This is a genomic window from Gleimia hominis (assembly GCF_032085515.1).
In the GTDB taxonomy this organism is placed as follows: Bacteria; Actinomycetota; Actinomycetes; order Actinomycetales; family Actinomycetaceae; genus Gleimia; species Gleimia hominis.
This window is the reverse complement of sequence record NZ_JASXSX010000001.1, coordinates 156,790-180,172: the sequence shown is the minus strand read 5'-3', so window position 1 is coordinate 180,172 and position 23,383 is coordinate 156,790. Positions and strand designations below refer to the sequence as shown.

Sequence of the window (23,383 nt, the reverse complement as noted above, 5' to 3'; positions counted from 1 at the left end):
CGAACTCGAAGGAGAATACTGTGGATCCCAAGCTTGCGAAGAAGGCCGCTGATCCGAACACGCCGCTCGACGAGCTTTACGATATTGCAATTGCGCATCCAAAGTTGCGTCCCCAGGTGGCGGGTAACCCGACGGCGCATGAGTATCCCGCGTTGATTGAGTGGCTCGGAGAGCTGAATGATCCACAGATTGACGCTGCGCTAGGCAAGCGTGCTGGCACTGAAGAAGCCGATCAACCCGCACAAGCTGATTCCGCGTCGCAGTCTGCTGAACCTCAGTGGACTAAAGAACCTCAGCGGGGCGAAGAACCTCAGTGGGGTGAAGAACCTCAGGAAGCTGAAGTGGAGGAACGCGACCAGGACGTGGAACAGACCACGTTTTTACCGCCCGTGGATGATCGTGAGGGCGGGCAAACGGAAGCGTACCCGCCGGCATATTACCCGCAGGGAACGCAGCGGGAGTACGCGGATGCGCAGCAGTACCAGCAGACCCAGATGGGCCAGTATCCGCAAAGCAACCAGTACGCGGCGGCCGCAGCGGGGCAGGAGCAGCAGTACCAGGAGGCCCCGCAGAGCGGTTCGTCGAATACCCGGATAGCGGTGGTTATCGCGGTCCTCTCGGTGGTTGCAGCGGTGATGCTGGGGTTGTTCGTAGCGACCGTGATGGGATATTTAACGTGGGGCAAAATAGACAAATCACAGCCGGCAGCGTCGGTGTCCGCGTCGGCAGAACCCACTTCGGAACCCGAAACTCCGCAGGCCACTGAAGAGGAAGAAACGCCAGAGCCGTCGGAAAGCCCTTCGAGTAAAGAACCGGGGTATCCGGCTCCAGCGGGAGCGGTGCGGGCTGCTGCTTTTTACACGCCGTCGAAGAATATCCGGTGCACGATTCTTGCCGATCAAGACAAAATGGCGTGCCAAGTTTACGAATCTGTTGAGGATCCGATTGGCGGTGGGCAAATCTGTGGTGGTACCGGCGGGTTCGCAGTGGAAGGCACTAAAGATGGAAGCCGGTCCATGTGCGGTGACCTGGGGCTGGCAGACGACATTAAACTTTTGGATTACGACAAGGCCGCCACGTTCGGTAACTACGCGTGCGTGTCCCGGTTTAAAGGCATGAGCTGTTGGAATACGAAAACTGGGAAGTCATTCGCGGTTTCACGCCAAGGGTGGGCCAGCGGCAGCGATGGTGAAATCGCAGAAAACGCCTTCCCCTGGGGACAGTAACTGTCGTTTCGATTCCAGCAAGCCCGAGGCGGTATCTTTCGTTTCGCCTCGGAGGTCCCGGCCCGGTCGTGCATGTAGCCACGACCCCTGCCAGCTCGAGGCGGTATCTTTCGTTTGCCCCGGAGGCCCGGGCCCGGTCAGCACGTAGCCACGAACCCCGTCAACTTGGGCCAGTCAGCCCGGGTCTCGGCCGCTAGCTTGCTAGAGCGCTTGGTCGGCAGCTTGGAGGATGTCGGACACGTTGCCTTCAATCCGCAAGGTTGCGTAGTTGTCGGCCGCTGTGGGCCCCAGGTTCACGATCGCGAAGTCCGCGCCAGATTGCAGGCCCTCAGACACTACCCACAACCCGGTACCAACCAGAAGTGACGTGCCTAAGGCGAGTACCACGTCGGCGGCTGCGGCTGCTGCGTAGGCGCGGGACATGGCTTCCATCGGCAGCATTTCCCCAAAGAATACGACGTCCGGTTTCAATACCCCACCGCACTTTGGGCAAGGTGCCGGTTCAAAAGTGGACGCATCCGCACCTGCCTCGTCTGCCTCGGCTAAAATCGCGCAGTGCGCCGGGTCTGGGTCGTCCACCACATTCGGGTTCAACTTCCGCATCCATTCATCCACGTCCTCACGCGGAAATTGCGAACCACAACCAGTGCAGTTCACCAGGGCGAACGTGCCGTGCAGCAGCATCGGATCCTTTATCCCAGCGCGCGCATCCAAGCCGTCCACGTTCTGCGTCGCCACTCCGTTAACGAGCCCTTCGGCCTGCCACTTCGCCACCACGCGGTGCGCGGGCGTGGGTTGCAGGCGGGTGACGGCACGCCAAGTTTCCTGGTTTCGCTGCCACACCCAACGTTGCCACTTCTTGTCGGACATGAACAGGTCGTAATCTACCGTGGGGGTTCCGGAAGATCCGGTGCCGCGGTAATCGGGCAGTCCCGCGTCTGTTGACATGCCCGCACCCGCCACAACCATGGTGGTGCGCCCGCGCATTAAGTCCGCTAACTGTTTACCCGCTTCTTGTGTTGTTGAGGTCATATCCCCATCATAGGCACAAATAAGAACTGGAGGTTTTGCCCGCTCCGGGGGCTTATTCTTGGCCGGGTAGGAGCTTACAGTTTTCTGGTTTGCTGATTTGCGCGTTCTTGTCTTGCAGCACCGTTTTCGCCTGCTCTGGAGGAAGCATGTCAGAGAAGTTTTCGCCAAGCAGAATCGTGAGCTTGTCGTTGGGGGAGGCCGAGAACTTCACTTTCGCATCTGGGAACACGCGGGCCAGTGAGTACGCCTGCGCAACGTGGTCGGCATCTGCCGTTATTTGCGTGGCCCCGTAGAACTGCCCAACGTAGTTGCCCGTGTCCGTAACTTTCACCCCGTAGCTTTTAAGTGCGTCTTGCACCGAGTTCGCAAGCCCAGATCGAGACGTGGCGTTTAGAATAACTGCTTTGGTTCCGTCTAGTTTTACGTTCGCCGCATTTTCTGGAGGGCAGGGTACGTCTCCGCTCTTTTCAACGTACTCGGTGCTTTCAGAAAAGTCTGAGATGAAGGGGATGCGGATGGTACCGGCTAGAACCAGGATGGAGATGAGGGTAACCGCAAGCATCACGACTGCGATTACGGTGAACACTTTGCTTTGGCGGGCTTCGCGGAACGCTCGATACTGTTGCCGCGGCGTTAGTGTGGGCGCGGGTTTACCAGGAGGGGTCGGGGTGTTGTTGCTCGGTGCAGTCACGGATCCTAATTTACCTGATCTGGAGGATTTACCTGATCTGGAGGTTAAGCGGCGCGCCACCGGTTAGCCAGCTGAGTGAGGGCAATGTTAATGGCCACGTAAATCACTGCGATCAGCGCGTAGGTCTGAATGTAGGAGTTTGACTGCGCGGAATACAGTTGCCCCTGGTGCATCAGGTCGGCGTAGGAGACGACGAAACCGAGGGTGGAGTCTTTGAGCAGCGACACGAGCTGGGTCAGCAGGTTGGGGGCCACTAGCCGCAGGGCTTGGGGAATCACGACGAGCCACGACACTTGGTTCGAGCTCATCCCCAGTGATAGCGCAGCTTCAGTTTGCCCACGTGGAACAGCTTGAATGCCGGCGCGGAACACTTCGGCAGTTGTGGCGGAGCAGCTGATGATCATGGGGACAACCAGCACCCAGAACGTGGGGAGGTTAAGCCCGTACCGGGGCGCTGCAAGCAAGAACGCGTACACCAGCAGCAGGAGGGGAAGGGAGCGGAACACTTCCACCCAACCGCCTACAGCTAGGGATACGACCCGGTTTTTTGACAGGCGCCCGAGGGCAAGCAGTAGTGCCAGCGGGAAGGTGAATACGGCGGCCACCAGGGTGGCGGTGATTGTGCCTAGTGCGCCGCGGCCAAAGAACCTCAGCAGGTCGGGCTGTAGAAATGGGAGCCACTTGTCGGGTTCCAGCTGGTAGTTCCACCACAGTTGGTACCAGCCGCCCACGATCGCGAGGGCGAGTAGGACGATGAACACGGCGGAGACAATGAGAATGTTGCGCCGCCCTTTGGGGCCGGGTTCGTCAAAGAGAATCCGGGTGGGCGTCACTTTGCGCCCTTGGCCGGTTTTGTTCTTGAGGTTGGCGTTGCGTGTGCTCATGCCATCTCTCCTTGTTCCTGTTGGAACCGTTCCACCGCGGCGCGGCCTTCCCGTTTGGTGGGGCGGGAGAACCGCCGGTCTACGCGGCGTTGAAGCCACACGCCTAATGCGCCGCCCCCGAACGCGATCGCCAGGTAGCAAATGCCAGAGACCACGAACATGAGTACCGCTTCGGCATAACGCAGGTTCAGTTGTTGGGTGATGTTCGTCAGTTCCGCAACTCCCACTGCGGATGCCAGTGAGGTACCAATAACTGTTCCGATAAAGACGTTAACCAGTGGTTGAATCATCGATGCGAACGCTTGGGGTAAGATCACGTAACGCAGTTGCTGGAACATGTTCATCCCCAGGGCGCGGGAGGCTTCCGACTGCCCAACCGAGACCGTGTTGATGCCCGACCGGATGGTTTCGCACACGAACGCAGCTGAAGATAGGACGACGGCGAGGGTGGTGGCGGTGAAGAACGATAGTTGCAGGCCCGCGTCGGGGAGTGCGAAAACCGTGAGGATCATGAGGGTCAGCAGCGGAATGTTACGGAAAAATTGCACGTAGAGGGTGCCGAACCCCCTCAGGACGGGAACGGGGCTGACCCGAAAAATGGCGATTATGGTTCCCAAGATTAGGGCACCTATGTAGCCGAGCGCGGCCATCGCGAGGGTGCGGCCGAGCCCGGCTAACAGTAGGTCTGCGTTATTTAGAACAATCTGCATCTAGGTACCGTTAATTCTCTTGTGGCCGTTATTTTTGTGCGGCCTTCCCGAAGTCCCCGATGGTGGGTGGTTGCGGGGCGTTACCTTCCATGAAGGGCCCTACTGTTTGTTCCCACAGGCGTTTCCACGAACCGTCTTCTTCAATAGTTTTGAGGAACTTGTTGACGAACTCTTTGGCTTCCGGCTGGTCTTTGGGCAGGCCGATGCCGTAGAGGTCTTCGGTGAATGGTTGGCTGGCAACTTTCAGTTGTTTGTTCTGCTCGTTCGCCACTGCGGACAGCAGCATAGCTTGGTCTTGCACGTATGCGTCTACGCTGCCTTGCCGCACCGCAGTCATGCACGCGGCGTTGTCTGCGAATGTGGACACTTGCGCTCCCTCAACGTTGTCTTGGATGAATGGGATGGCAGTGGAGTTAGATTGGGCAGCAACTTTCTTGCCTTTGAGGTCGTCTAGGCTCTTGATGTTGTCGTTGTCGGATTTCACCATGATCGCGAGGCCGGAGGAGTAGTAGGGGCCTGCGAAATCTACCTTGTTTAACCGCTCTGGGGTTACGGAGTAGGTGGCGATCACGGCGTCTACCGCCCCGTTTTGGAGGGAGGGTTCGCGCGTGTCGGGCGTCATGACGGTCATGTCGGCTTGGTTGCCGATGTCCGCATTTTCACCGCCGAGGATGTAGTGGGCGAGTAGGTGGGCGATACCGGCGTCGAATCCGGTGTCGCGCCCGGTGGCGACGTCTTGGAGGGAGAAGATGGGGGAGGTGGAGACCCCGCCGTAGCGGAGTTTACCGCGTTCTTTAATGGCTTTGGCCCACGGGTTGTTTTCGATTTCGTCGTCTTCCGCAACGGGGCCTTGGGCGGCGAGTTGGTCGAATTCGTCGACGGTTATGCGTTTACCTTTGGTGGTTTCGTTTTGTGAGGTTGCGCTGGGGTCGTCTTGGGCTTGGGGGCGTTCGGTGGGGCCGGCGCAAGCGACCAGTCCCATCATGGTGAGTGCTGCGGCTGCGGCGGCAGCGGTAACTCTGCGTAACTTCATCTCTTGTTCCTTCCTATTTGTCTTTGCTTGCGTTGTTTGAGTGCCCCAAGATGGTGGAGAGGAAATCTTTGGCGCGTTCGCTCTTGGGGTGGGTGAAGAAGTTGTCGGGCGTGTCTATTTCTACGATACGTCCGTCGTCCATGAATGCGACTTTGTCGGCTACGTGCCGGGCGAATCCCATTTCGTGGGTGACGATCAGCATGGTCATGCCGTCGTCAGCTAGTTCGGAGATCACGTCGAGCACTTCGGTGATCATTTCTGGGTCTAGCGCCGAGGTGGGTTCGTCGAACAGCATTATTTTGGGTTTCATTGCGAGGCACCGGGCGATCGCGACGCGTTGCTGTTGCCCGCCTGATAGTTGCGAGGGGTAGGAGTCCGCCCGGTCTGCTAGGCCCACGCGTTTTAGGAGGTCGCGGGCAGTTGCGCGGGCGGCGTCGGGTTTTTGTTTGCGCACTTTGATAGGGGCGAGCGTTATGTTTTCGAGCGCCGTTTTGTGTTCGAACAGGTTGAAGGATTGGAATACCATTCCGATGTTTGCGCGGATGTTGGCGAGTTCTTTTCCTTCTTGAGGCAGTGGTTTTCCGTCTACTTCAATGGAACCCGATGTGATGGTTTCGAGCCGGTTGATGCAGCGGCAGAGTGTGGACTTGCCGGAACCGGAGGCGCCCACTAGGGCGACGACTTGTCCCTCGTGAATATCTAGGTCCACACCTTTGAGGGCCTCGAAGTTACCGAAGCTCTTATGCACGTTTCGAATCTGCACTAAAGGAGTGCTTGGTTGCGTTCTCCGCGTGGTGTCTGCCTGCTTTCTACCCATGTTTAAACCTTGGCACGAAACAGTGGTTTATGCGCGATTTGGTCGCGTTTTGAGCGGTAACTCACCCGATTATGGGTTGATTTGGCGCGGTTTTTTCGCTGTCAGTGATAGTACTAGACTTTCCGCTTGGTGCCGACATTAGGCGCGTTCAACGAGTTCGGACAGGGAACGGTACTCGGTTCGTTTCGTGTTTTGCGAGTTGGCAGCCAGCACGTCTTCAACGGGGATTTCTTCTTTGGAGGGGCGGGCTGCGAGCAGGGCCCAGAGGATGCATGCGAGGTCAACGATTTCTTGCATGAATGCACCGACCACGGCGGGCATTATGCCGGCGGCACCGATGATCATCAGCAGGATCGATAGGCCGATCCCAATGCCGATTGCTTGCATGGCGATGCGCATGGTGCGTTTGCCGATGGTGATGGTGCGGGATGCGCGGTAGATGTCGTCGTGCATTACTACTACGTCGGCGGATTCGGAGGCGGCGGAGGAGCCGCGCGCCCCCATGGCGATTCCCACGTCTGCGGTGGCGAGTACGGGGGCGTCGTTGACGCCGTCACCAACTGCAGCTACGGGGTGGGGAGCGGTTTTAACGGCTTCCACTTTTTGTTTGGGCAGTAGGGAGGCGCGCACTTCGTCGATTCCCACTTCGTGGGCGATGGATTTTGCGGTTGTTTCGCCGTCACCGGTGATCATCATGATGTGCTCCGCCCCTGAGTTTTTGAACGTTTCGATTGTGGTTTTCGCATCCTTGCGTAACACATCTTGCATTACGAAAGCGCCGGCCCACTGGTTGTCAATGCGTATGTGGATGAGGATTTGTCCGGCTTGAGGTTCGGGGGCGCGTTGGTTTTGGTCGAGCCAGCGGCCAGAGCCCACTTCTACGAGTTGGCCGCTGACGGTGCCGGTTACGCCTTTGCCAGTTATTTCTGACACGCCGGTGGCGGGTGGAGTCGGGGTGCCGAGTTCTTGTGCGGCGGTGACGATTGCGGCTGCGAGCGGGTGGGAGGAGTGAGTTTCTACTGCCGCGGCTTTTGCGAGCACGTCTTGGGCGTCGAAATTTTGGTCGATTAGGATGCGGACGAGTTCGGGGTGTCCGTAGGTTAAGGTTCCGGTTTTGTCGATCGCAATGGTTTGGATTTTTGCGAGGCGTTCGAGGGTGCCGGAGTCTTTGATGATGATGCCTTCTTTTGCGGCCCGGTTCATGCCTGCGAGGAAGGCGACGGGCGCGGCAATGAGGAGTGGGCAGGGGGTGGCTACTACGAGCACTTGGGCGATGCGCACTGGGTCTCCGGAGATCCAGAAGGCTACCCCTGCGATTATGAACGCGATGATGGTGAAGGGAACAGCTACGCGGTCTGCGAGCCGCACCACGGGAGCTTGTGAGTCCTGCGCTTGTTGGACGAGTTCGATGATCTTTTGGTATTCGGAGTCTGCGGCGCGGGCGCTGGCGGTGATGGTGATGGCGTCGGAACCGTTTACTCCGCCGGAAAGAATTTTGTCGCCTTTTTTGTGTTCGACGGGAAGTGGTTCGCCCGTGAGGGAGGATTCTTCGGTGAGTGCCGTGTCGGATTGCAAAGTGCCGTCCACGGGGATTACCTCACCGGGGCGGATGAGGAGGCGGTCTCCGATTTCGATGGTTTCGATCGCGACGTCGGTGGGGATGTCGTTGCCGTCTAGTTTGTGTGCGGTGGTGGGAGCGCCTTCGAGGAGCCCGGTGAGTTGGCTGCGGGCACGTTGGCCAGCGTAGTCTTCTAGGGCTTCACCGCCGGACAGCATGAGGCAGACGATTAGGGCGGCCCAGTATTCGCCTACGAGGACGGTGGAGATGATTGCGGTGATTGCGAGCAGGTCGACGCCCCATGCGCCAGCCATGATTTCTTTAACCATGTTCCAGGCAAGGATTGCAGCCATGATGAGTGCGAATGCGGATACGTACCATTGGACCCACGGTAGGTGCGCCCACGCCATGGGGGCTGCGGTGATTCCGACCGCGAGGGTTGCCGCTAGTTCGGGGTAGCGTTTTAGGAAGCTAACAATTCTTTGCATATTCTTATTGTTCTTGAAAACCAGCAGAATATCTAGCAAGAAAAGGCTGGGCTAACCGCGTGATAGCAAAGCAAAGGATATCCTAACATGAGTTAGGTAAGGCGCGGCTGGGTGTAATGCGTAGTGTGCTTAGAGGCTGATTGGCGCAGAATGCCGAATAGGGAAATCATGGGCCTTGAGGTGTAAAAGGATCCCTCATGTACCCGGTAGAGCTACCCTATCCTTGCTGCCTTCCGGCCCTGGGGAGGTTCAGGAGATACCGTCACACGAGGGATCGGCCTCCAGTGTACATGATCAGGTGGGGTTGGTGCGATGCTGCGTGTGTTGTTTAAGTGAGCACGGCTGAACCAAACCCATGTTAAACTCGTATCCATAAGCGGTTGCCGACTATCGAAAGAACCTAACGTAAGGGAGCGTTTGTGATGGGTTTCGCGGAAGAAATTAGCCCTGCTGCGGCGTCGGTCGCCCAGGTTTTGCACGCGCGAGGATCTGCCACTATAAGCCAGTTGGTGGAACGTTTGGATAGTTCGCGACCTACTGTTAAAGCGGCGTTGGATGCGTTGATTCAGCGTGGTGTGGTGGATGAGTTGGAAGAGAACGTGGCTACGTCTGGGCGTCCCGCTTCGAAGTACCGTTTGGTCGCTGGTTCGATGCTCACACTTGGGGTGTGGTTGATGGACAATCGGATCGGGTTTTCTCTGGCGGGTCTGGATGGGGCGGTTTTACGAGTTCATACGGGCGCGTTGGATTCGACATTGTCGCGTGAGGCGCGGTTTGAGCGCGTAGTCAAGGCTGCGAATGAGTTTTTGCAAGGCGATGACCCCGCGTTGGTTTCCGTTGCGGTAACTGGCGTGGTTGATGGGGGAGTTGTTAGTCGTTCTGAGATGGTGCCGCAGTGGGCAAATTTTCCCCTCAAGAAGCGGCTTGAAGATGTGTTTAACTGCGATGTGTTGGTGAATAACAATCTGAATCTTGTGGCGTTGGCGGAATATTCTGCGCGGTCGGGCGGGGCGGATTCGAGTTTGTTGTATGTGGATATTGGTCAGGCTGTTAACACGGGTTTGGTTATTGATGGGCGGATTCATGAGGGCGTGGGTGGCAGCGCTGGGGAGATAGCGGACTTCCTGGGGGCAGAGCTTAATGCCCATGCGGGGCAGGCGGATGCGTTGACTCGTACCAGAAGAATCGCGTTGTCGATTGGTGCGGTGTGTGCGGTGGTGCGGCCGGAGTGTGTGGTTTTGGGGGCTGCGGATTTGGTGGATGGTGAGCAGGTTGAGGAGGTGAAGCGTGAGTTAGCGCGGATGCATCGCAATGGGGCGCCGTCGATTCCGATTGTGGGGAACGCGTTTGGGGTTGAATCGGCGTTGGTTGGGGCCACGGTTTTTGGGGTTGAGCAGTTGGTTCAGCGTTTGTTTGGTGCGCCTGCGGTGGTGCGGTTGAAACCGGAGTCGGTGAGTGCGGTGCGGGCGGCGTTTCCGTCTGTTGCTTTGAGCGCGCCGGTGGGTTCGCAGCGTCGGCTGCGGGTTGCGGTGATTGGTGCGGGGGCGCGTTCTTCGTTTGCGTTGGAGGTGGAGCGCGCGGAGTTGAATGCGCAGATTGTGTTGGTGTGTGATCCGCATCCACTGGCGAAGCAGCGGGTTAGGCAGCAGTTGGGCCGGGATATTCCTGTGGTTAAGACGATTGCGGAGGTGGTTGATGCGGATATTGATTGCGCTTTTGTGTTGACGCCGGATTACACGCATGCTGACATTTCTATTGCCCTTCTTGAGGCTGGGGTTGCGGTTTATTTGGAGAAGCCGATGGCGATTTCGGTTGAGGATGCAACGCGGATTCTTGAGGTTGCGTATCGGACGAGGACGCGTCTGTACGTGGGGCATAATATGCGGCACATGGCGGTGGTTCGGGCTATGCGTGATGTGGTTACGAGCGGTGTGATTGGGGATATTAAGGCGATTTGGTGTCGTCATTTTGTTGGGAATGGGGGTGATTATTACTTTAAGGATTGGCATGCGGATAGGTCGAAGAGTAATTCGTTGCTGTTGCAAAAGGGTGCGCACGATATTGACGTGATGCATTGGCTGGGTGGTTCTTACACGAAAGCGGTTACGGCGATGGGGCAGCAGTCGTTATATTCGCAGATTGAAGACCGGGCGGATCGGAGTGACCAGCTGATGGGGGAGTTCTTTTCGTTAGAGAACTGGCCTCCTTTGAGTCAGAAGGGCCTCAACGAAATTGTTGATGTGGAGGACTTGTATACGGTGAATATGCGGTTCAATAATGACGTGTTGGCATCGTATGTGCAGTGCCATTACACGCCCGATTATTGGCGTAATTACACGGTGATTGGCACGGCTGGGCGGTTGGAGAACTTCGGTGATTCCGATGGTGGAGTGGTGAAGGTTTGGACGCAAAGAACTACTTACTCTGCGAAAGCGGATTTGGAAATCCCGATTGTGGGCGACGAGCGGGGACACAATGATGCGGACAGAAAGATAATAGCTGAGTTCATTAACTTTATCCGCGGACGCGCCTCTATTGACGCGAACCCAATAAACGCGTGGAACGCAGTCGCAGTAGGAGACTTAGCAACCCAATCACTACGCAACAACTCAGAACTAAAAACCGTACCCGAACTGCCTGAAAAACTCTTGCAATACTACGCGAATAATCAAGCAATCTCGCCGATGAGATAACAAGGAAAACAATAATTAATTAACAGGAGGACCAAAGATGTTTTTCCCTAAATTACGTAGAGTTTGCGCGGTCGCCGCGACTGTGCTGCTTCTTGCCGGGTGTTCCGGAGGAGGTGATGCCGGCGGTGATAAGACTCAGGACGTTAACGCGGACACAAAAGCTAAGCTGAACATTTCCATTTGGGACAAGAACCAGCTTCCATCGCTAAATAAGATGATTGAAGGATTCAACAAAAAGTATCCGAAGATCGAAGTGAAACCGTCGGTAGAGGACTACGACAACTACTGGCTAAAAATGCGTACTCAAGCTGAGAGTGACAATCTCCCAGATGTCTTCTGGATGAACGGTCCAAATTTCCAGCTTTACGCATCAAATGGACAACTTGCTCCGCTCGAAGAGCTTGCTAAGAATAAGCAAGTAGATAAGGGTAAGTACCCTGAGGCATTAATTGATTTATACACCTACGATAATAAACTGTATGGCGTTCCTAAGGACTTCGATACCATCGGCGTTTGGTATAATAAGAAGCTCTTGAAAGAGGCTGGAGTTGACGAGCCAAAAGATAACTGGACTTGGGATGAGTTCCACGATGCAGCAGTAAAAGCGGGTGAGCATTTCAAAGACAAAGGTATCCACGGAGTTGTGACGAATATTGTGGGGTCGGGGCAAACCAGCTATTACAACACGGTGCCGGCGGCTGGAGGATCTATTCTGAAGGATGGGAAGTCTGGTTACGACTCGCCAGAAACCATTGAAGGCCTGCAGCTGTGGGCAGATCTCATTCACGATGGGGGTATGCCGCAAACTAAAATGATGTCTACCACGTGGCCAATAGACATCTTCTCGTCCGGTAAAGCGGCAATGCTGTGGGATGGTTCCTGGGTAGCTGGCCCTCTTAAAGATAAACTTGGTGATGATGCTGACAACTACGACGTAGCTTATTTACCAAAAGTTAAGAACATGTCGACAGTTATTCATGGCATGTCATGGGCCGTATCGTCAAAAACCAAGCAAATGGCTGCAGCTCAAGCGCTCGCTGCATACCTAGGGTCTGAAGAGGCACAGCTCGTTGACGCGCAAATGGGAACAGCAATTCCGGCATATGAAGGAACTCAAGATGAGTGGCTCAAGGTTGCTCCGGATTGGAATCTCAAGAGCTTTATCGACTCTGCGGAGAATAACTCAGTTCCATACCCCGTTTCAAAAAATACATCGGCGTGGAACGAGAAAGAAAATGAAATTCTCGTGCCCGCGTTTGATGCAGGCGGTTCAATGGAGGACGCCGCTAAGAAGCTTGCTTCAGAGATGAATGATCTCTTAGCTAAAGAAAAGTAGTTATGAAAATAACGACTAATGGGCGTGGGAGGAGCGTAAGCGCCTCCCACGCCAAGAAAAAGAAAACCGATGGATGGTGGCCCCTCTTATTCATTGGCCCGCTGATGCTAGGAGTGGTTGTTTTTTACCACTACCCGATTGTAAAGAACTTTTACATTTCCTTCACGCAATCAGGCGCCTTTGGAAACAACATTGAATGGGTTGGTCTGCAGAACTTTAAGAACCTGTTCGCGAACTCAGATTTCAGCTCAGCGCTGGTGAACAACCTAGTTTACGTAGCGGCGATTCTGCTAGGCATACCACTCGCACTGGTGGTGTCAGCACTATTAGCAACTCCAGGGCTGAAAGGGGCACGCATATATAGAGGCATGTTTTTCTTGCCCTATATAGCAATGCCCGTTGCGGTTGCCCTTGTGTGGAAACTGCTACTTAACGGTGATTTTGGTTTGGTAAACCAAGCTCTATCGAAGTTTGGTGTTGAGAATCCTCCTTACTGGTTGACTACCCCCGGTTTTGCACTTGCAGCAGTGTGTCTATTTGGGGTCTGGGCATCGATAGGCTTTAACGTCATCATACTGTCAGCTGGGATATCCGGTATTCCCCATGAGTTATATGAAGCAGCGTCGCTAGACGGAGCAGGAAAGCGACAGCAATTCTTCTCAATTACTGTTCCGTTGCTGGCTCCTTCAATTTTTCTCTTGACCGTCGTGCAGACCATCAGTGGATTTCAGTTATTCGATGCTCTATTTGCACTTATGGGGACTAATAACCCAGCGCTACCACATACTAAATCATTGGTGTACTTGTTTTACTCTGAGGCATTCACCAACAACGACAAAGGTATGGGGGCGGCAGTGGCAGTGATTATTCTTCTGATAATAGGTGGAGTCACAGCTATTCAATTTCACATCCGTAAAAAATGGATTGACCAATGAGAAAACGTAGTAATAAGTCTCTTTTTCTTGTCCATGCAGCTCTGCTGGGTGGCGGTTTCATAATGGCGTTCCCATTCCTGTATCAGTTGCTCATGTCGGTTTCCACAGATGCTCAAATTTCATCTGTTCCACCGACATTGATACCAGATTCTGTTCATCTTGAGAACTATGCGAATGTTTTCAAGGAAATCCCATTTGGAAACCAGTTTGTGACTTCAGTATTGATCACAGTTATACGTACGATTACGCAGTTAGTACTGTGTTCTATGGCTGGGTACGCATTCGCGAGAATGCACTTTCGCGGCAGGAACTTCCTCTTCGCGTTACTGCTCATAATTCTGATGGTGCCAGGGCAAATATATCTGATTCCCCAGTACCAGATAATACAGAATTTGGGATTATTGGATACAGTTACGGGAATTGTCATGCCGGGTCTTTTCTCGGCATTTGGAACATTCCTAATGAAGCAAGCATTTGAAGCTTTACCGAAAGAATTAGAAGAGTCAGCACGAGTGGATGGTGCAGGCCATCTTCGGATCTATTGGAAAATAATGCTGCCTTTAGTGCGTCCATCGCTTTTTGCGGTGGGTATAACAACCGTTCTGTGGTCTTGGAATGAGTTACTTTGGCCTCTGGTGGTTACCAGCCGACCGGAATCCATGCCGCTATCGGTTGGAATAGCTACCCTTTCGGGGTATCGCGTCTCTGAGTATGCACTAATGATGGCTGCGTCCACGCTTGCAATGCTTCCCATTTTTGCACTCTTTTTCTCCATGCAAAAACACGTAATAGAAGGATTAGCCTACACAGGTATTAAGGGATAAGAATGATGTTACGTTCGAAAGTATTCAAATCTGCTGTTGTATTGATGTCTGCCGCGTTTGTATCGACGTTAGCAGTGGTGGGTGATACCGATGCAGCTGAGCTTAATAAGGGTCTATCCACTTATAGTGCTCTACCACCTTTCGAAGCGCGCATAGATCGAGATACCCCTCAAAAGGAAGGGTATGTGCTACTCGCATCGGATGAGTTTAATACGAAGGATATTAACCACGCACTTTTCCTTGATGAGTATTTACCGCACTGGTCTAACGGAGAAACACGACCAGACTATGTTGTGAATAATGGAACGCTTAAACTGCGGTTAACGAAGAACCGAGCTGGTTGGGATCCAATTAAAGACCCTGGTACTAAAGTGTCTTCGATCCAAACTTACGAAAGAGATGACTTGCACAGGTGGGCCGATTACGAAGGGCCTATTCGTGAAGTTCAGCATTTTCGTGGGCACCTGCAAAAGTATGGTCATTTTGAGCTGAGAGCGCGTGTAGCAAGGGGAAGCGGTTCACATACTGCGTGGTGGATGATAGGTGCAAACCAGGGAGAAGCCGAGCATTCAAATGCTGATGGGCGCGAAACTGGGGAAGTGGATGTTTTCGAAATTTTGGGTGCTAAGGATGCTACAGGTGGCCAGTTTTCAGTTCATCCGTGGGAGGATACTCTTGGTGTGTTTCCAACTAAGCAAAGATTCTCATTACCCGGTGAAGAAAGTTTTGCTGATGACTTCCATGTATTCGAGTTTGACTGGGATGAGTCTGGGATGGCAATGCAGGTTGATGGAGAATTGGTTGCGAAAACGCGCTCCACGATTGGGTACCCTATGTTAACCCTGTTGGGAATATATGAAAACGAACGAGGAGGGTGGAACGGACAGTATGATCCGAGTGTTCCATATCCAAAGGAGTTCGAGATTGATTATTTCCGTGCTTATCAGAAACAACCTACGCTTCCATACGAGCGAACAATCGCGGATGGCTACTTGCGTGGCAATACTCGATCGGATCGGTGGGTAACCAGGTGGTTAGGTGGTGCAAACAATGATGCTACATTGACTAACATATGGGTGCCCAAAGCGGGTGAGTATGTACTCACTTTTGAATACAGGTGTAAAGATCCGAGAGGATTTAGGGTACTTGTTAACAACACTCCTACTGCGGTTTTCAGCGGACTTAATACAGGCAGCTTTAAGGGAAGCTTTGCTAAGCAGCAAGTTCGTGTAGCTCTCAAAGAAGGTTTGAACGCAGTGAGTGTAGATAATCCGCATGGACCTGCACCAGATTTCGGCAACTTAACAGTGGCAGAGTCCGATGCCGACTAAATTGTCCGAATAGCAGCCGTATGTGGAAGCATGCCCTTTCTGCTTCCACATACGGTTCCAGTCACCTTGACCGTCTACTAAAGCCATAGTTCTTGAGGAAAATATGCGTTCATTAGTCCCCCATCCCGCTAGCGTGAAATGGCGAGAAGATAGCTTTCTATTAACTAAAGCATCAACAATAGGGCCGACAGATTCGGAGATCTGTGATGCTGTTCAACACATTCTTGCTGAGACAACCGGTTTTACGCTTTCAAAATCCAATAGTGCGGATATTGAGGTTACGAGTGAGACGAGCCTTCCACCCGAAGGCTACCGTTTGAATGTTGAACATGGGAAGGTGGAAATCTTTGCTGCAGATTTGCGTGGCGCTATTTGGGCGGCCCAGACCTTGCTGCAGCTTGCTGATCCCGAGATATTTGCTGCTCCTTTCGTAAGAGAAACCTGGAAGCTCCAAGGGGTTGAAATAGCAGATTACCCAGCATTCTCTTGGCGTGGTGGTTTGCTGGACACGGCTCGTCATTTCATTCCTTATTCAGATTTGTTGGTATTTTTGAAATGGCTTTCTCGCCATAAGATTAATGTCTTCCATTGGCATTTGACTGACGATCAAGGGTGGCGTTTTGCTAGTGATTCGTATCCGAGGTTAGCGGAGATAGCGAGTTGGCGCCCTGAAACTGTTACGGACGCATGGGGTGGTGACCAGGCGCCGCACGGAGGGTTATATACGCCGAGCCAAATAAGAGCGATATCCAGGTACGCTAATTCGCTGGGCATTGAGGTTGTTCCCGAGATTAACTTTCCAGGTCATATGACCGCAGCATTAGCGGCCTATCCAGATTTAGGTGCATCTCCGAAGGCAGCGGATGTGAGCGGTAGTAAGGGGGTGCACGAGAACGTAATCAATTTTTCACGAGAAACGCTGCAGTTTGTACATACGATTTGGAATGAAATTCTCGAGTTAACTGGCGCCAAGTATGCCCATATCGGTGGTGATGAGGTTCCTACCACGCAATGGGAGAATAATGCTCATGTTATAGATTTTGCGCGGAAGCATGGCTATGCCCCTTCAAAAGTGCAACGTTGGTTTACGATCTACTTGACCGACTGGTTGAAGCAACGGGGAGTGCAGCCTATTGGGTGGGATGAGGTTATTAACGGGGGAAGGATAGAAGGCCTTGTTTGCCAAGCATGGCAGAGTAGTCAGCGAGGATGGAAGTCCACTTCACTCAATATGCCTACTATAATGACCCCGCGTGCTTTTACGTATTTTGACTACTATCAATCAAAATCGATGAAGGAACCATATTCTATGGGGAGTTATCTTCCTTTGGAGAAGGCATATAGTTTCGATCCTTTGTCTACTATTGCGGAAGACAAGAAACACCTCGTTTGGGGATCACAGTTCCAGGTGTGGACCGAATACATACCCGATTACAGGGGCGTGGAGTACGCTGCGTGGCCTCGAGGGTGTGCGTTTTCCGAGATAGTTTGGTCCGGCGAGAAGAAAACCAGTTACGCAGCTTTCCTTTCCAGGCTTAAGAAGCATTTGGAGCGCTTGAATGCTTCGGGGGTAAACTACCGTCCGCTTGAAGGGCCTAGGCCTTGGCAGGTTGGCGGTGGTTTTCGCAAACGGCCGAATGGGGAGCTTCTTGAGGAAGAGCCGTGTGTGAGTAGATAGAAAAACAGATTGGTCTTCCTCCGTGTGTCGTCTCCGCAATTAGTGAAGTGCTGAACTCTGCACGTGTGTCCTCTGACACTGCGGTGGTTTGATGTGGTTGGTAGTGTAAAAGTATGAACATTGGTGATTCTGATTTGAAGACAACGGGGATTGCGCTTGGTGGTAACACCTTTGGGTGGACCGCCGACGTCGCGCAAACCGCAGACATTTTAGATGCGTTCGTTGAGCTGGGTGGCACGCTCGTGGACACCGCTGATGTGTACTCAGCTTGGGCAGAAGGCAACGAGGGCGGTGAGTCCGAAGCCGCTATGGGCCAGTGGCTAGAAAAGCCGGGCAACCATAAGAAACTAGCGGTCGCCACCAAAGTGTCGCAAAAACCTGGGCGCGAAGGGCTCGCCCCAGAAAACGTTCGTAAAGCGGCCGAAGAATCATTAGAGCGTTTGCGCATAGATCAGATTGACCTGTACTACGCTCACCAAGATGACGCAGATGTGCCGATGGACGAAATGGCACATGCTTTCTCCGAACTGGCCAGCGAAGGCCTCATAAAAGAAATTGGTCTGTCGAACTTCGAACCAGACCGTCTGGAACTGTGGATGGAAGTAGCGAAAGATAAAGGCTACAAACTACCAGTAGCTCTGCAGCCCCACTACAATCTTGTGTTCCGAAAAGATTTTGAGGCACAACGGCAAGACTTCGCGCGCAAATGGAACCTTGCGGTGTTCCCCTACTTCTCGCTAGCAGCCGGGTTCCTCACCGGTAAATACGAGCGGGACACCGCCATTAACGGCGACCGCGCGTCGATGGTAGATGTGTACGTGAACGACCAGGCGTACGACGTGGTGGACGCACTACGGAAAATAGCGTCCGCCCAAGGTGTCACGCCCGCAGCGGTGGCTCTCGCATGGCTGCGTGCCCAAGAAACCGTCGCCGCACCACTGGCGTCCGCACGCAACGTTGAGCAACTAGAACAAATCATGCCTGGCGCACAACTGGAACTATCAGACACAGACCTCACTGTTCTAACTGAACTGTCGAAAGGCCTGTAACCAAACTCCAACAGAGCTCCAATAACGGAACCAAACGGCTGCGCATCCCACCTAAGGGGTGCGCAGCCGTTTTACTTGAACCATTTTCTAACCCCTTAGGTACACAGTCCTTGCCGCGCCGCTATGTAACGCTATATCCTAACGTTAAGTTCGAGGGGTCGAATCCAGAAGGGGTGTAGGGAGCTCAGCTTACCCACCGCAGCCCCAAGGAGGCACGTGCGGCAGGCAGTCGCTCTGCGCCGGGCAGGCCCCTCAGGAAACAAATAGCGAAAGGGAACCACATGGAAAACGTAATTGAAACGCTGCGCGAGGCCGGTTTAACAAACCAGTCTGTAGCCGAGTATGTGAACGAATGGGCAAGTTTGCTTAAACCAGACAAAATTGAAGTCATCGACGCCGGGGACGACGCGCGATTAATTGACGAGGCACTAGCGGCTGGGGAGATTGCGCCGGCTGGGGAAGGGCGTTACTACTCGCGATCGTATTATAAGGACACGGCACGGTCGGAAGAACGCACGGTTGTTGCCACGCACAACCCGCAGCACAGGGGCGTATACAATAACTGGCGCGATGCCAGCGGGGTGACGCAGCTGCAGAAAGAACGCATGGCGGGCGCGTTTGCAGGTAAAACCATGTACGTGTTGCCGTACTTAATGGCTCCGGTTGGGTCTCCGTTAGAAAAGTGGGCGCGGGGCGTAGAGATTACGGATAACCGCACCGTGTGCCTGCAAATGATCCGAATGGCCCGTGTGGGCGTGCAGTATCTAAATGATGTGGAAGATGAGGGTATGTTCGTCCGCGCGGTGCATGTCACTGGCGACTTGCAGAACTTGGGGCATGGCACGGACCAAGACCAGCGCCTGTTTGCAACGGTGGCGGATGAGCGCACAATATTGCACTACGGATCCTCTTACGGTGGTAACGCGTTGCTTGGCAAAATCGCGCACGGATTGCGCCAGGCCTCATACGACGGATGGGCGTCGGGTGAATTCATGTCTGAACAGTTCATGCTCATCGGAATTAAAGACAAAGTAAAAAACAAAACGTACTACGTGTGCGGCGGATTCCCGTCGGCGTCTGGAAAAACGAATCTCGCGATGATGCTGGCGCCAAAAGTGCTGGGGGAGCGCTACGAAGTGCATTTCTACGGGGACGACATCGTCTGGTTGCGTGTGGGGGACGACGGGCGTATTTACGGAATGAACCCTGAATACGGGGCGTTTGGCGTGGCGAAAGATACGAACTGGAAAACGAACCCCACGGCGATGGAATCGATTGAACCGGGCACGAACGTGCTGTTCACTAACGTGGCTTACAATCCGCACACCCAAGAGGTTTGGTGGGAAGGTAAGACCCCGGATTACCCGCAGGACGTGTCCGGTTGGTTGGATTGGAAGGGGCAACCGATTGCGAACCGGCCGGTCGAACGGCAGCGTTCTAAAGCGAAGGGGGATGAGTGGGCGCATCCGAACTCGCGGTTCACCACCCAGTTGGGGAACGTGCCGAATGTGGCGCCGGATTACGAGCGGTCACAGGGCGTGCCGATTGACGCGATCATTTTTGGGGGCAGGGTTGCGGACCGGGAACCGCTGATCCGCGCTATTACCGACGTGGCGGAAGGTGTGTACGACGGGTTGACAATGGGGGTGCAGGCCACGTTCGCAGCTGAAGGTAAAGAAGGGGTAATGCGTTATGATCCTATGTCTATGCGCCCATTCATGTCTTATCCGGAGGGGGATTATGCGCAGCACTGGTTGAACGTGATTGGTAGCGCGGAGCATAAGCCGATTTTTGCGCACGTGAACTGGTTCCAGCGCGACCCCGAGGATGGGCATTTCTTGTGGACTGGTTACCGCGACAACTTGCGGGCGCTGCTGTGGCTGTTGGACCTCAAGGAAGGGAATGCGGAGGGCGTTGTTTCGCCAGTTGGGATCTTACCTAAGAAGAGTGAGCTTAACCTGGATGGTTACGAAGGTGGTGACGCAGATTTAGACAAGATTTTGACACTCGATTACGCGGTGTGGGCGCAAGAAATGAAGAGTCGCGAGCAGCATTTGCTGCAGTTTAAAAATTTGCCTGAGGAAATCTGGGAAGCCCACCGCAAAGTAGCGCGCGGGGTGGAGGCAGCTCATGTAAAGGCAGGTCGTATGGAAGCTGATCGTATGGAGGCTGATCGTATGGAAGCTGGTCGTATGGAGGCAGCTCAGAACTAGCATGCGGTGCATTTTTGAAGCGCGCCATCACGGGTGATACGCATGCCCCGTGGTGGCGCGCCCCAATTGTCGAAACCGTTTGCCGCTTGCACAGATGGTTAGGGGGCTGCGAAGTAGCTGCGTGGCGACGTATGCTTTTTGTGTCCACTATTACTATGTGAACGGAGTGGTTTTGTGATCATGAGTTTGGCAAAAGTCCCCGATTATTGTGTGCCGAATCTTGCGCACACTGGTTCCACCGCCATTTGGGCGGCTGGCGTATCCGCTATCTTGTTGATAGCGGGTATTTTTTTGCTCCTGAGGCGCCGGCGCAACTTCGGTGTTGTGGCTGCGTTTGCGGTGCTGGCTCTGGTGCCGATGGGGTTGGCGGCCCCTCAGGCAAATGCGGCTGAACAAGCGGGAACGGCGAAGGCGTGTCCAGCTGGTTACCACTACGATCCTGCGCGCGATAACGCGGGTGGGGTGGTGTCGAAGCCGGGCGCGACCGCCCCTGGTGCAAATAAACCGGGCGCAACCGACCCTGGTGCAAACAAGCCGGGCGGTAGTAAACCGGGAGCGGGGAACGAGCCTGGTACTAGCGGCCCGGGGACCAACAAACCGGGTGAAACTCCGGGCTCGAACCCGTCGGAACCACCGAGCGGGAACGATCCGAACGACAAACGGTCGGATGCGGACGAAAGCTGGATGAAGCCTCAGGCTACTTATACGCTGGCGGCGGATGGGTCGACTGGGAAGACGGCTAGTGGTGAGCAGATTATTAACTGGGATATCGCGAAGAAAACTGTGCGGGCTTACTACAATGCGGATGATAAGGGGATTGCGAATAAAACTCAGTCGCCTTATATTTCGGATGTGACCGCGGTGGTTAGTAAGGCAGCGGAGCAGGTTGCGGATCGGTGCCAAGCTGCGGTGGCTGCGGGTAAGAAGCCGGCGGCAGTGTTCGACTCGGATGATACGACGCTGTTCACTTACGATATGGAAGATGCGTATATGCATTTCATGTTCACGCCAGATAAGCAGCAGGCATGGTTTGATGGTAATCAGATGCCAGCTACACCGGGAATGGTGGATGTGGTGAAGCGTTTGTCGCAGGCTGGTTGCGAGATTATTGGTTTGACGGGCCGGGCGGATTCGCAGAAGCAGTACACGGTGGATAATTTGGCGGCTGCTGGTTATGTGGATGTGCAGGGTGAGCCGGCGTTTAATATTGATCGGTTCTTCACGAAGTTCAATAAGGGCGCGCAGATGCCTCAGTATTTGCAGGATCAGGGGCGTTGTGACATGGAGAAGAATAAGTGTACGACGGTTCAGTTTAAGGCGGGTACGCGTCAGCATATTCAGGAGGATCTGGGGTACACGATTGTTGGTAACTTTGGTGATCAGTGGTCGGATCTGCAGGGTGGTTACGCGCAGCAGGCGGTGAAGTTGCCGAATCCGTCGTATTATTTGCCGAGCCCGGATTTGCCAGAGGCGGAGCAGGCTGATGCGGCTGCGGGCATGGCTCCGGCGGAGTATACGTGGCAGGTGGCTGCGGATGGGTCGTCTGGGAGTGTGCCTGGGGTTACGGGTGATCAGGTGCCGAATATGGATATTGTGAAGGCGACGATCCGGGAGTATTACGGTTCGCATCTTGATGAGGCTGGTGAGCGGGTTGCTGATTTGAACGATTCCCAGTATGCGAAGGAATCGCGGGCGCTTGCTAAGAAGAATGGTGAGGACTTGGTGAAGCGTTGTGCTGCGGGTGTTGCTAAGGGCCAGAAGCCGTTGGCGGTGTTCGATGTGGATGACACGATGTTGTTGACGTATGCGATGCAGGAGTCGATGGATTTGAACTGGTCGCATGAAGCTGAGATTGATTATTTGAAGACTAACTATCATTCGCTACCTGCTGTGCCTGGAATGGTGGATGTGGTTAAGGAAGCGAAGAACGCTGGTTGTTCGGTAGCTGTGTTAACTGGCCGTGAGGCACAGTTGACGGATGTTACGAAACGTAACTTGCTTGAGGCTGGGTACCCGCAGTTCGACCAGTTTGTGTTGAAGGCGAGTTCGTTGAAAGCTGAGTTACCGGATTGGGTGAGTTGCGCGCAGGACAAGTGCACAACAGTTGAGTACAAGTCTTCGGTGCGTAAGCACTTTGAGAACGACCTTGGCTACCGGGTGGTTGGTAACTTTGGGGATCAGTACTCGGACCTGAAGGGTGGCGCTTCTGACCGCGCCTACAAGGTGCCGAACCCCGCTTACTACCTACCGTGATTAGTTGGTAATTCCTTTTTCGCATGAGGCACTGCGGTACTCGATGGACCGTGGTGCCTCATGTTTTACCTACCCATCTCGCAACGGTTCTTGATTATGCGATAATGAGGGTGGAGGGAAGCTGCTCGCACCTTGTCTATCTCGCGGAAGTAAATGAAAACCAGTAGGTAACAGGACGTTTCTGCTGATCAACAAGTGTGCTCCCCACGCATGTGGGGATGAGCCCCGCGCGGTACACGGCAGCTAGTGATACCGCGCGTGCTCCCCACGCATGTGGGGATGAGCCTACCTTTGCCGCGCGAAATATAAAGGCCATGAAGTGCTCCCCACGCATGTGGGGATGAGCCCATCTAGGCGCCGCTCCATGCTGCTGTGTGCTAGTGCTCCCCACGCATGTGGGGATGAGCCCAACGCCATGGTGTTAACACGGATAGTCCAAACGTGCTCCCCACGCATGTGGGGATGAGCCTTCGGGTGAACGTGGTTCATAGGTGCTATGAACGTGCTCCCCACGCATGTGGGGATGAGCCCTCAACAGGCGTCGCGCCCAACACATTCTTAGTGTGCTCCCCACGCATGTGGGGATGAGCCTCGGGGATTCGCTCACGCGCATGGGTGAGCGAAGTGCTCCC

At 54.2% G+C, this 23,383-nt stretch carries 17 protein-coding genes, 1 other RNA gene and 1 CRISPR repeat array (1 of these 19 cut by a window edge); of the genes, 10 read left to right on the top strand and 8 right to left on the bottom strand.

Features of this window, described 5'->3' with window-relative positions:
* Positions 1-20 precede the first annotated feature (20 nt).
* The gene (locus QS713_RS00855; protein WP_313271668.1) at positions 21-1,226 is read left to right on the top strand and encodes a variant leucine-rich repeat-containing protein; all 1,206 of its coding nucleotides are present in this window, start codon (positions 21-23) and stop codon (positions 1,224-1,226) included.
* Positions 1,227-1,427: 201 nt separating this feature from the next.
* Here the strand turns inward: QS713_RS00855 and QS713_RS00850 are convergent, their stop codons facing one another.
* The 8 genes from QS713_RS00850 to ffs all read right to left on the bottom strand — a co-directional run bounded on the left by QS713_RS00850 (position 1,428) and on the right by ffs (position 8,718).
* A complete protein-coding gene (locus QS713_RS00850) occupies positions 1,428-2,258 on the bottom strand; it encodes a Sir2 family NAD-dependent protein deacetylase (RefSeq protein WP_313271666.1) in 831 nt (276 codons plus the stop codon).
* A 52-nt stretch (positions 2,259-2,310) separates the two neighbouring features.
* The gene (locus QS713_RS00845; RefSeq protein ID WP_313271664.1) at positions 2,311-2,949 is read right to left on the bottom strand and encodes a LytR C-terminal domain-containing protein; all 639 of its coding nucleotides are present in this window, start codon (positions 2,947-2,949) and stop codon (positions 2,311-2,313) included.
* A 44-nt stretch (positions 2,950-2,993) separates the two neighbouring features.
* Positions 2,994-3,833, bottom strand: a complete 840-nt coding sequence (locus QS713_RS00840) for an amino acid ABC transporter permease (RefSeq protein WP_313271662.1) — start codon at positions 3,831-3,833, stop codon at positions 2,994-2,996.
* A complete protein-coding gene (locus QS713_RS00835) occupies positions 3,830-4,543 on the bottom strand; it encodes an amino acid ABC transporter permease (protein WP_313271661.1) in 714 nt (237 codons plus the stop codon). Before QS713_RS00835 ends, QS713_RS00840 begins: the two co-directional genes overlap by 4 nt.
* Positions 4,544-4,571: 28 nt before the next feature.
* Positions 4,572-5,576, bottom strand: a complete 1,005-nt coding sequence (locus QS713_RS00830; protein ID WP_313271659.1) for a glutamate ABC transporter substrate-binding protein — start codon at positions 5,574-5,576, stop codon at positions 4,572-4,574.
* A gap of 13 nt (positions 5,577-5,589) precedes the next feature.
* Complete coding sequence (locus QS713_RS00825) at positions 5,590-6,393, bottom strand: amino acid ABC transporter ATP-binding protein (RefSeq protein ID WP_313271657.1); 804 nt, start codon at positions 6,391-6,393, stop codon at positions 5,590-5,592.
* A gap of 138 nt (positions 6,394-6,531) precedes the next feature.
* Positions 6,532-8,439, bottom strand: a complete 1,908-nt coding sequence (locus tag QS713_RS00820) for a heavy metal translocating P-type ATPase (RefSeq protein WP_313271655.1) — start codon at positions 8,437-8,439, stop codon at positions 6,532-6,534.
* A gap of 183 nt (positions 8,440-8,622) precedes the next feature.
* An RNA gene (gene ffs / locus QS713_RS00815) (signal recognition particle sRNA small type) lies at positions 8,623-8,718 on the bottom strand.
* 143 nt (positions 8,719-8,861) lie between these two features.
* Between ffs and QS713_RS00810 the strand changes: the two genes are divergently transcribed.
* The 9 genes from QS713_RS00810 to QS713_RS00770 all read left to right on the top strand — a co-directional run bounded on the left by QS713_RS00810 (position 8,862) and on the right by QS713_RS00770 (position 22,751).
* Positions 8,862-11,132 (top strand): ROK family protein, encoded by a 2,271-nt coding sequence (locus QS713_RS00810; protein ID WP_313273684.1) that lies wholly within the window; start codon positions 8,862-8,864, stop codon positions 11,130-11,132.
* Positions 11,133-11,169: 37 nt separating this feature from the next.
* Positions 11,170-12,468 carry an ABC transporter substrate-binding protein gene (locus QS713_RS00805; RefSeq protein ID WP_313271653.1) on the top strand — a complete coding sequence of 433 codons (1,299 nt, stop codon included), beginning with the start codon at positions 11,170-11,172 and terminating at the stop codon, positions 12,466-12,468.
* A 2-nt stretch (positions 12,469-12,470) separates the two neighbouring features.
* Complete coding sequence (locus QS713_RS00800) at positions 12,471-13,403, top strand: carbohydrate ABC transporter permease (protein ID WP_313271651.1); 933 nt, start codon at positions 12,471-12,473, stop codon at positions 13,401-13,403.
* A complete protein-coding gene (locus QS713_RS00795; RefSeq protein ID WP_313271649.1) occupies positions 13,400-14,227 on the top strand; it encodes a carbohydrate ABC transporter permease in 828 nt (275 codons plus the stop codon). The genes QS713_RS00800 and QS713_RS00795 overlap by 4 nt, the downstream gene beginning before the upstream one ends.
* 2 nt (positions 14,228-14,229) lie before the next feature.
* The gene (locus QS713_RS00790; RefSeq protein WP_313271647.1) at positions 14,230-15,558 is read left to right on the top strand and encodes a family 16 glycosylhydrolase; all 1,329 of its coding nucleotides are present in this window, start codon (positions 14,230-14,232) and stop codon (positions 15,556-15,558) included.
* A 103-nt stretch (positions 15,559-15,661) separates the two neighbouring features.
* Positions 15,662-17,236, top strand: a complete 1,575-nt coding sequence (locus QS713_RS00785; protein WP_313271645.1) for a beta-N-acetylhexosaminidase — start codon at positions 15,662-15,664, stop codon at positions 17,234-17,236.
* 113 nt (positions 17,237-17,349) lie between these two features.
* Entirely contained in the window at positions 17,350-18,285 is a 936-nt protein-coding gene (locus tag QS713_RS00780; RefSeq protein ID WP_313271643.1) for an aldo/keto reductase, read from the top strand.
* A gap of 281 nt (positions 18,286-18,566) precedes the next feature.
* On the top strand, positions 18,567-20,498 hold the full coding sequence (locus QS713_RS00775; protein WP_313271641.1) for a phosphoenolpyruvate carboxykinase (GTP): 1,932 nt from the start codon (positions 18,567-18,569) through the stop codon (positions 20,496-20,498).
* A 180-nt stretch (positions 20,499-20,678) separates the two neighbouring features.
* The gene (locus QS713_RS00770) at positions 20,679-22,751 is read left to right on the top strand and encodes an HAD family acid phosphatase (protein WP_313271639.1); all 2,073 of its coding nucleotides are present in this window, start codon (positions 20,679-20,681) and stop codon (positions 22,749-22,751) included.
* Positions 22,752-22,948: 197 nt separating this feature from the next.
* A CRISPR array of direct repeats spans positions 22,949-23,383; the repeat unit is 28 nt; unit sequence GTGCTCCCCACGCATGTGGGGATGAGCC; it runs 1,240 nt beyond the window's last position.

Coding starts and splice junctions, on each gene's coding strand:
- QS713_RS00850 (WP_313271666.1), bottom strand. CDS start 2,258: ATGACCTCAACAACACAAGAAGCGGGTAAACAGTTAGCGGACTTAATG.
- QS713_RS00840 (WP_313271662.1), bottom strand. CDS start 3,833: ATGAGCACACGCAACGCCAACCTCAAGAACAAAACCGGCCAAGGGCGC.
- QS713_RS00835 (WP_313271661.1), bottom strand. CDS start 4,543: ATGCAGATTGTTCTAAATAACGCAGACCTACTGTTAGCCGGGCTCGGC.
- QS713_RS00830 (WP_313271659.1), bottom strand. CDS start 5,576: ATGAAGTTACGCAGAGTTACCGCTGCCGCCGCAGCCGCAGCACTCACC.
- QS713_RS00825 (WP_313271657.1), bottom strand. CDS start 6,393: ATGGGTAGAAAGCAGGCAGACACCACGCGGAGAACGCAACCAAGCACT.
- QS713_RS00820 (WP_313271655.1), bottom strand. CDS start 8,439: ATGCAAAGAATTGTTAGCTTCCTAAAACGCTACCCCGAACTAGCGGCA.
- QS713_RS00810 (WP_313273684.1), top strand. CDS start 8,862: ATGGGTTTCGCGGAAGAAATTAGCCCTGCTGCGGCGTCGGTCGCCCAG.
- QS713_RS00805 (WP_313271653.1), top strand. CDS start 11,170: ATGTTTTTCCCTAAATTACGTAGAGTTTGCGCGGTCGCCGCGACTGTG.
- QS713_RS00800 (WP_313271651.1), top strand. CDS start 12,471: ATGAAAATAACGACTAATGGGCGTGGGAGGAGCGTAAGCGCCTCCCAC.
- QS713_RS00795 (WP_313271649.1), top strand. CDS start 13,400: ATGAGAAAACGTAGTAATAAGTCTCTTTTTCTTGTCCATGCAGCTCTG.
- QS713_RS00790 (WP_313271647.1), top strand. CDS start 14,230: ATGATGTTACGTTCGAAAGTATTCAAATCTGCTGTTGTATTGATGTCT.
- QS713_RS00785 (WP_313271645.1), top strand. CDS start 15,662: ATGCGTTCATTAGTCCCCCATCCCGCTAGCGTGAAATGGCGAGAAGAT.
- QS713_RS00780 (WP_313271643.1), top strand. CDS start 17,350: ATGAACATTGGTGATTCTGATTTGAAGACAACGGGGATTGCGCTTGGT.
- QS713_RS00775 (WP_313271641.1), top strand. CDS start 18,567: ATGGAAAACGTAATTGAAACGCTGCGCGAGGCCGGTTTAACAAACCAG.
- QS713_RS00770 (WP_313271639.1), top strand. CDS start 20,679: ATGAGTTTGGCAAAAGTCCCCGATTATTGTGTGCCGAATCTTGCGCAC.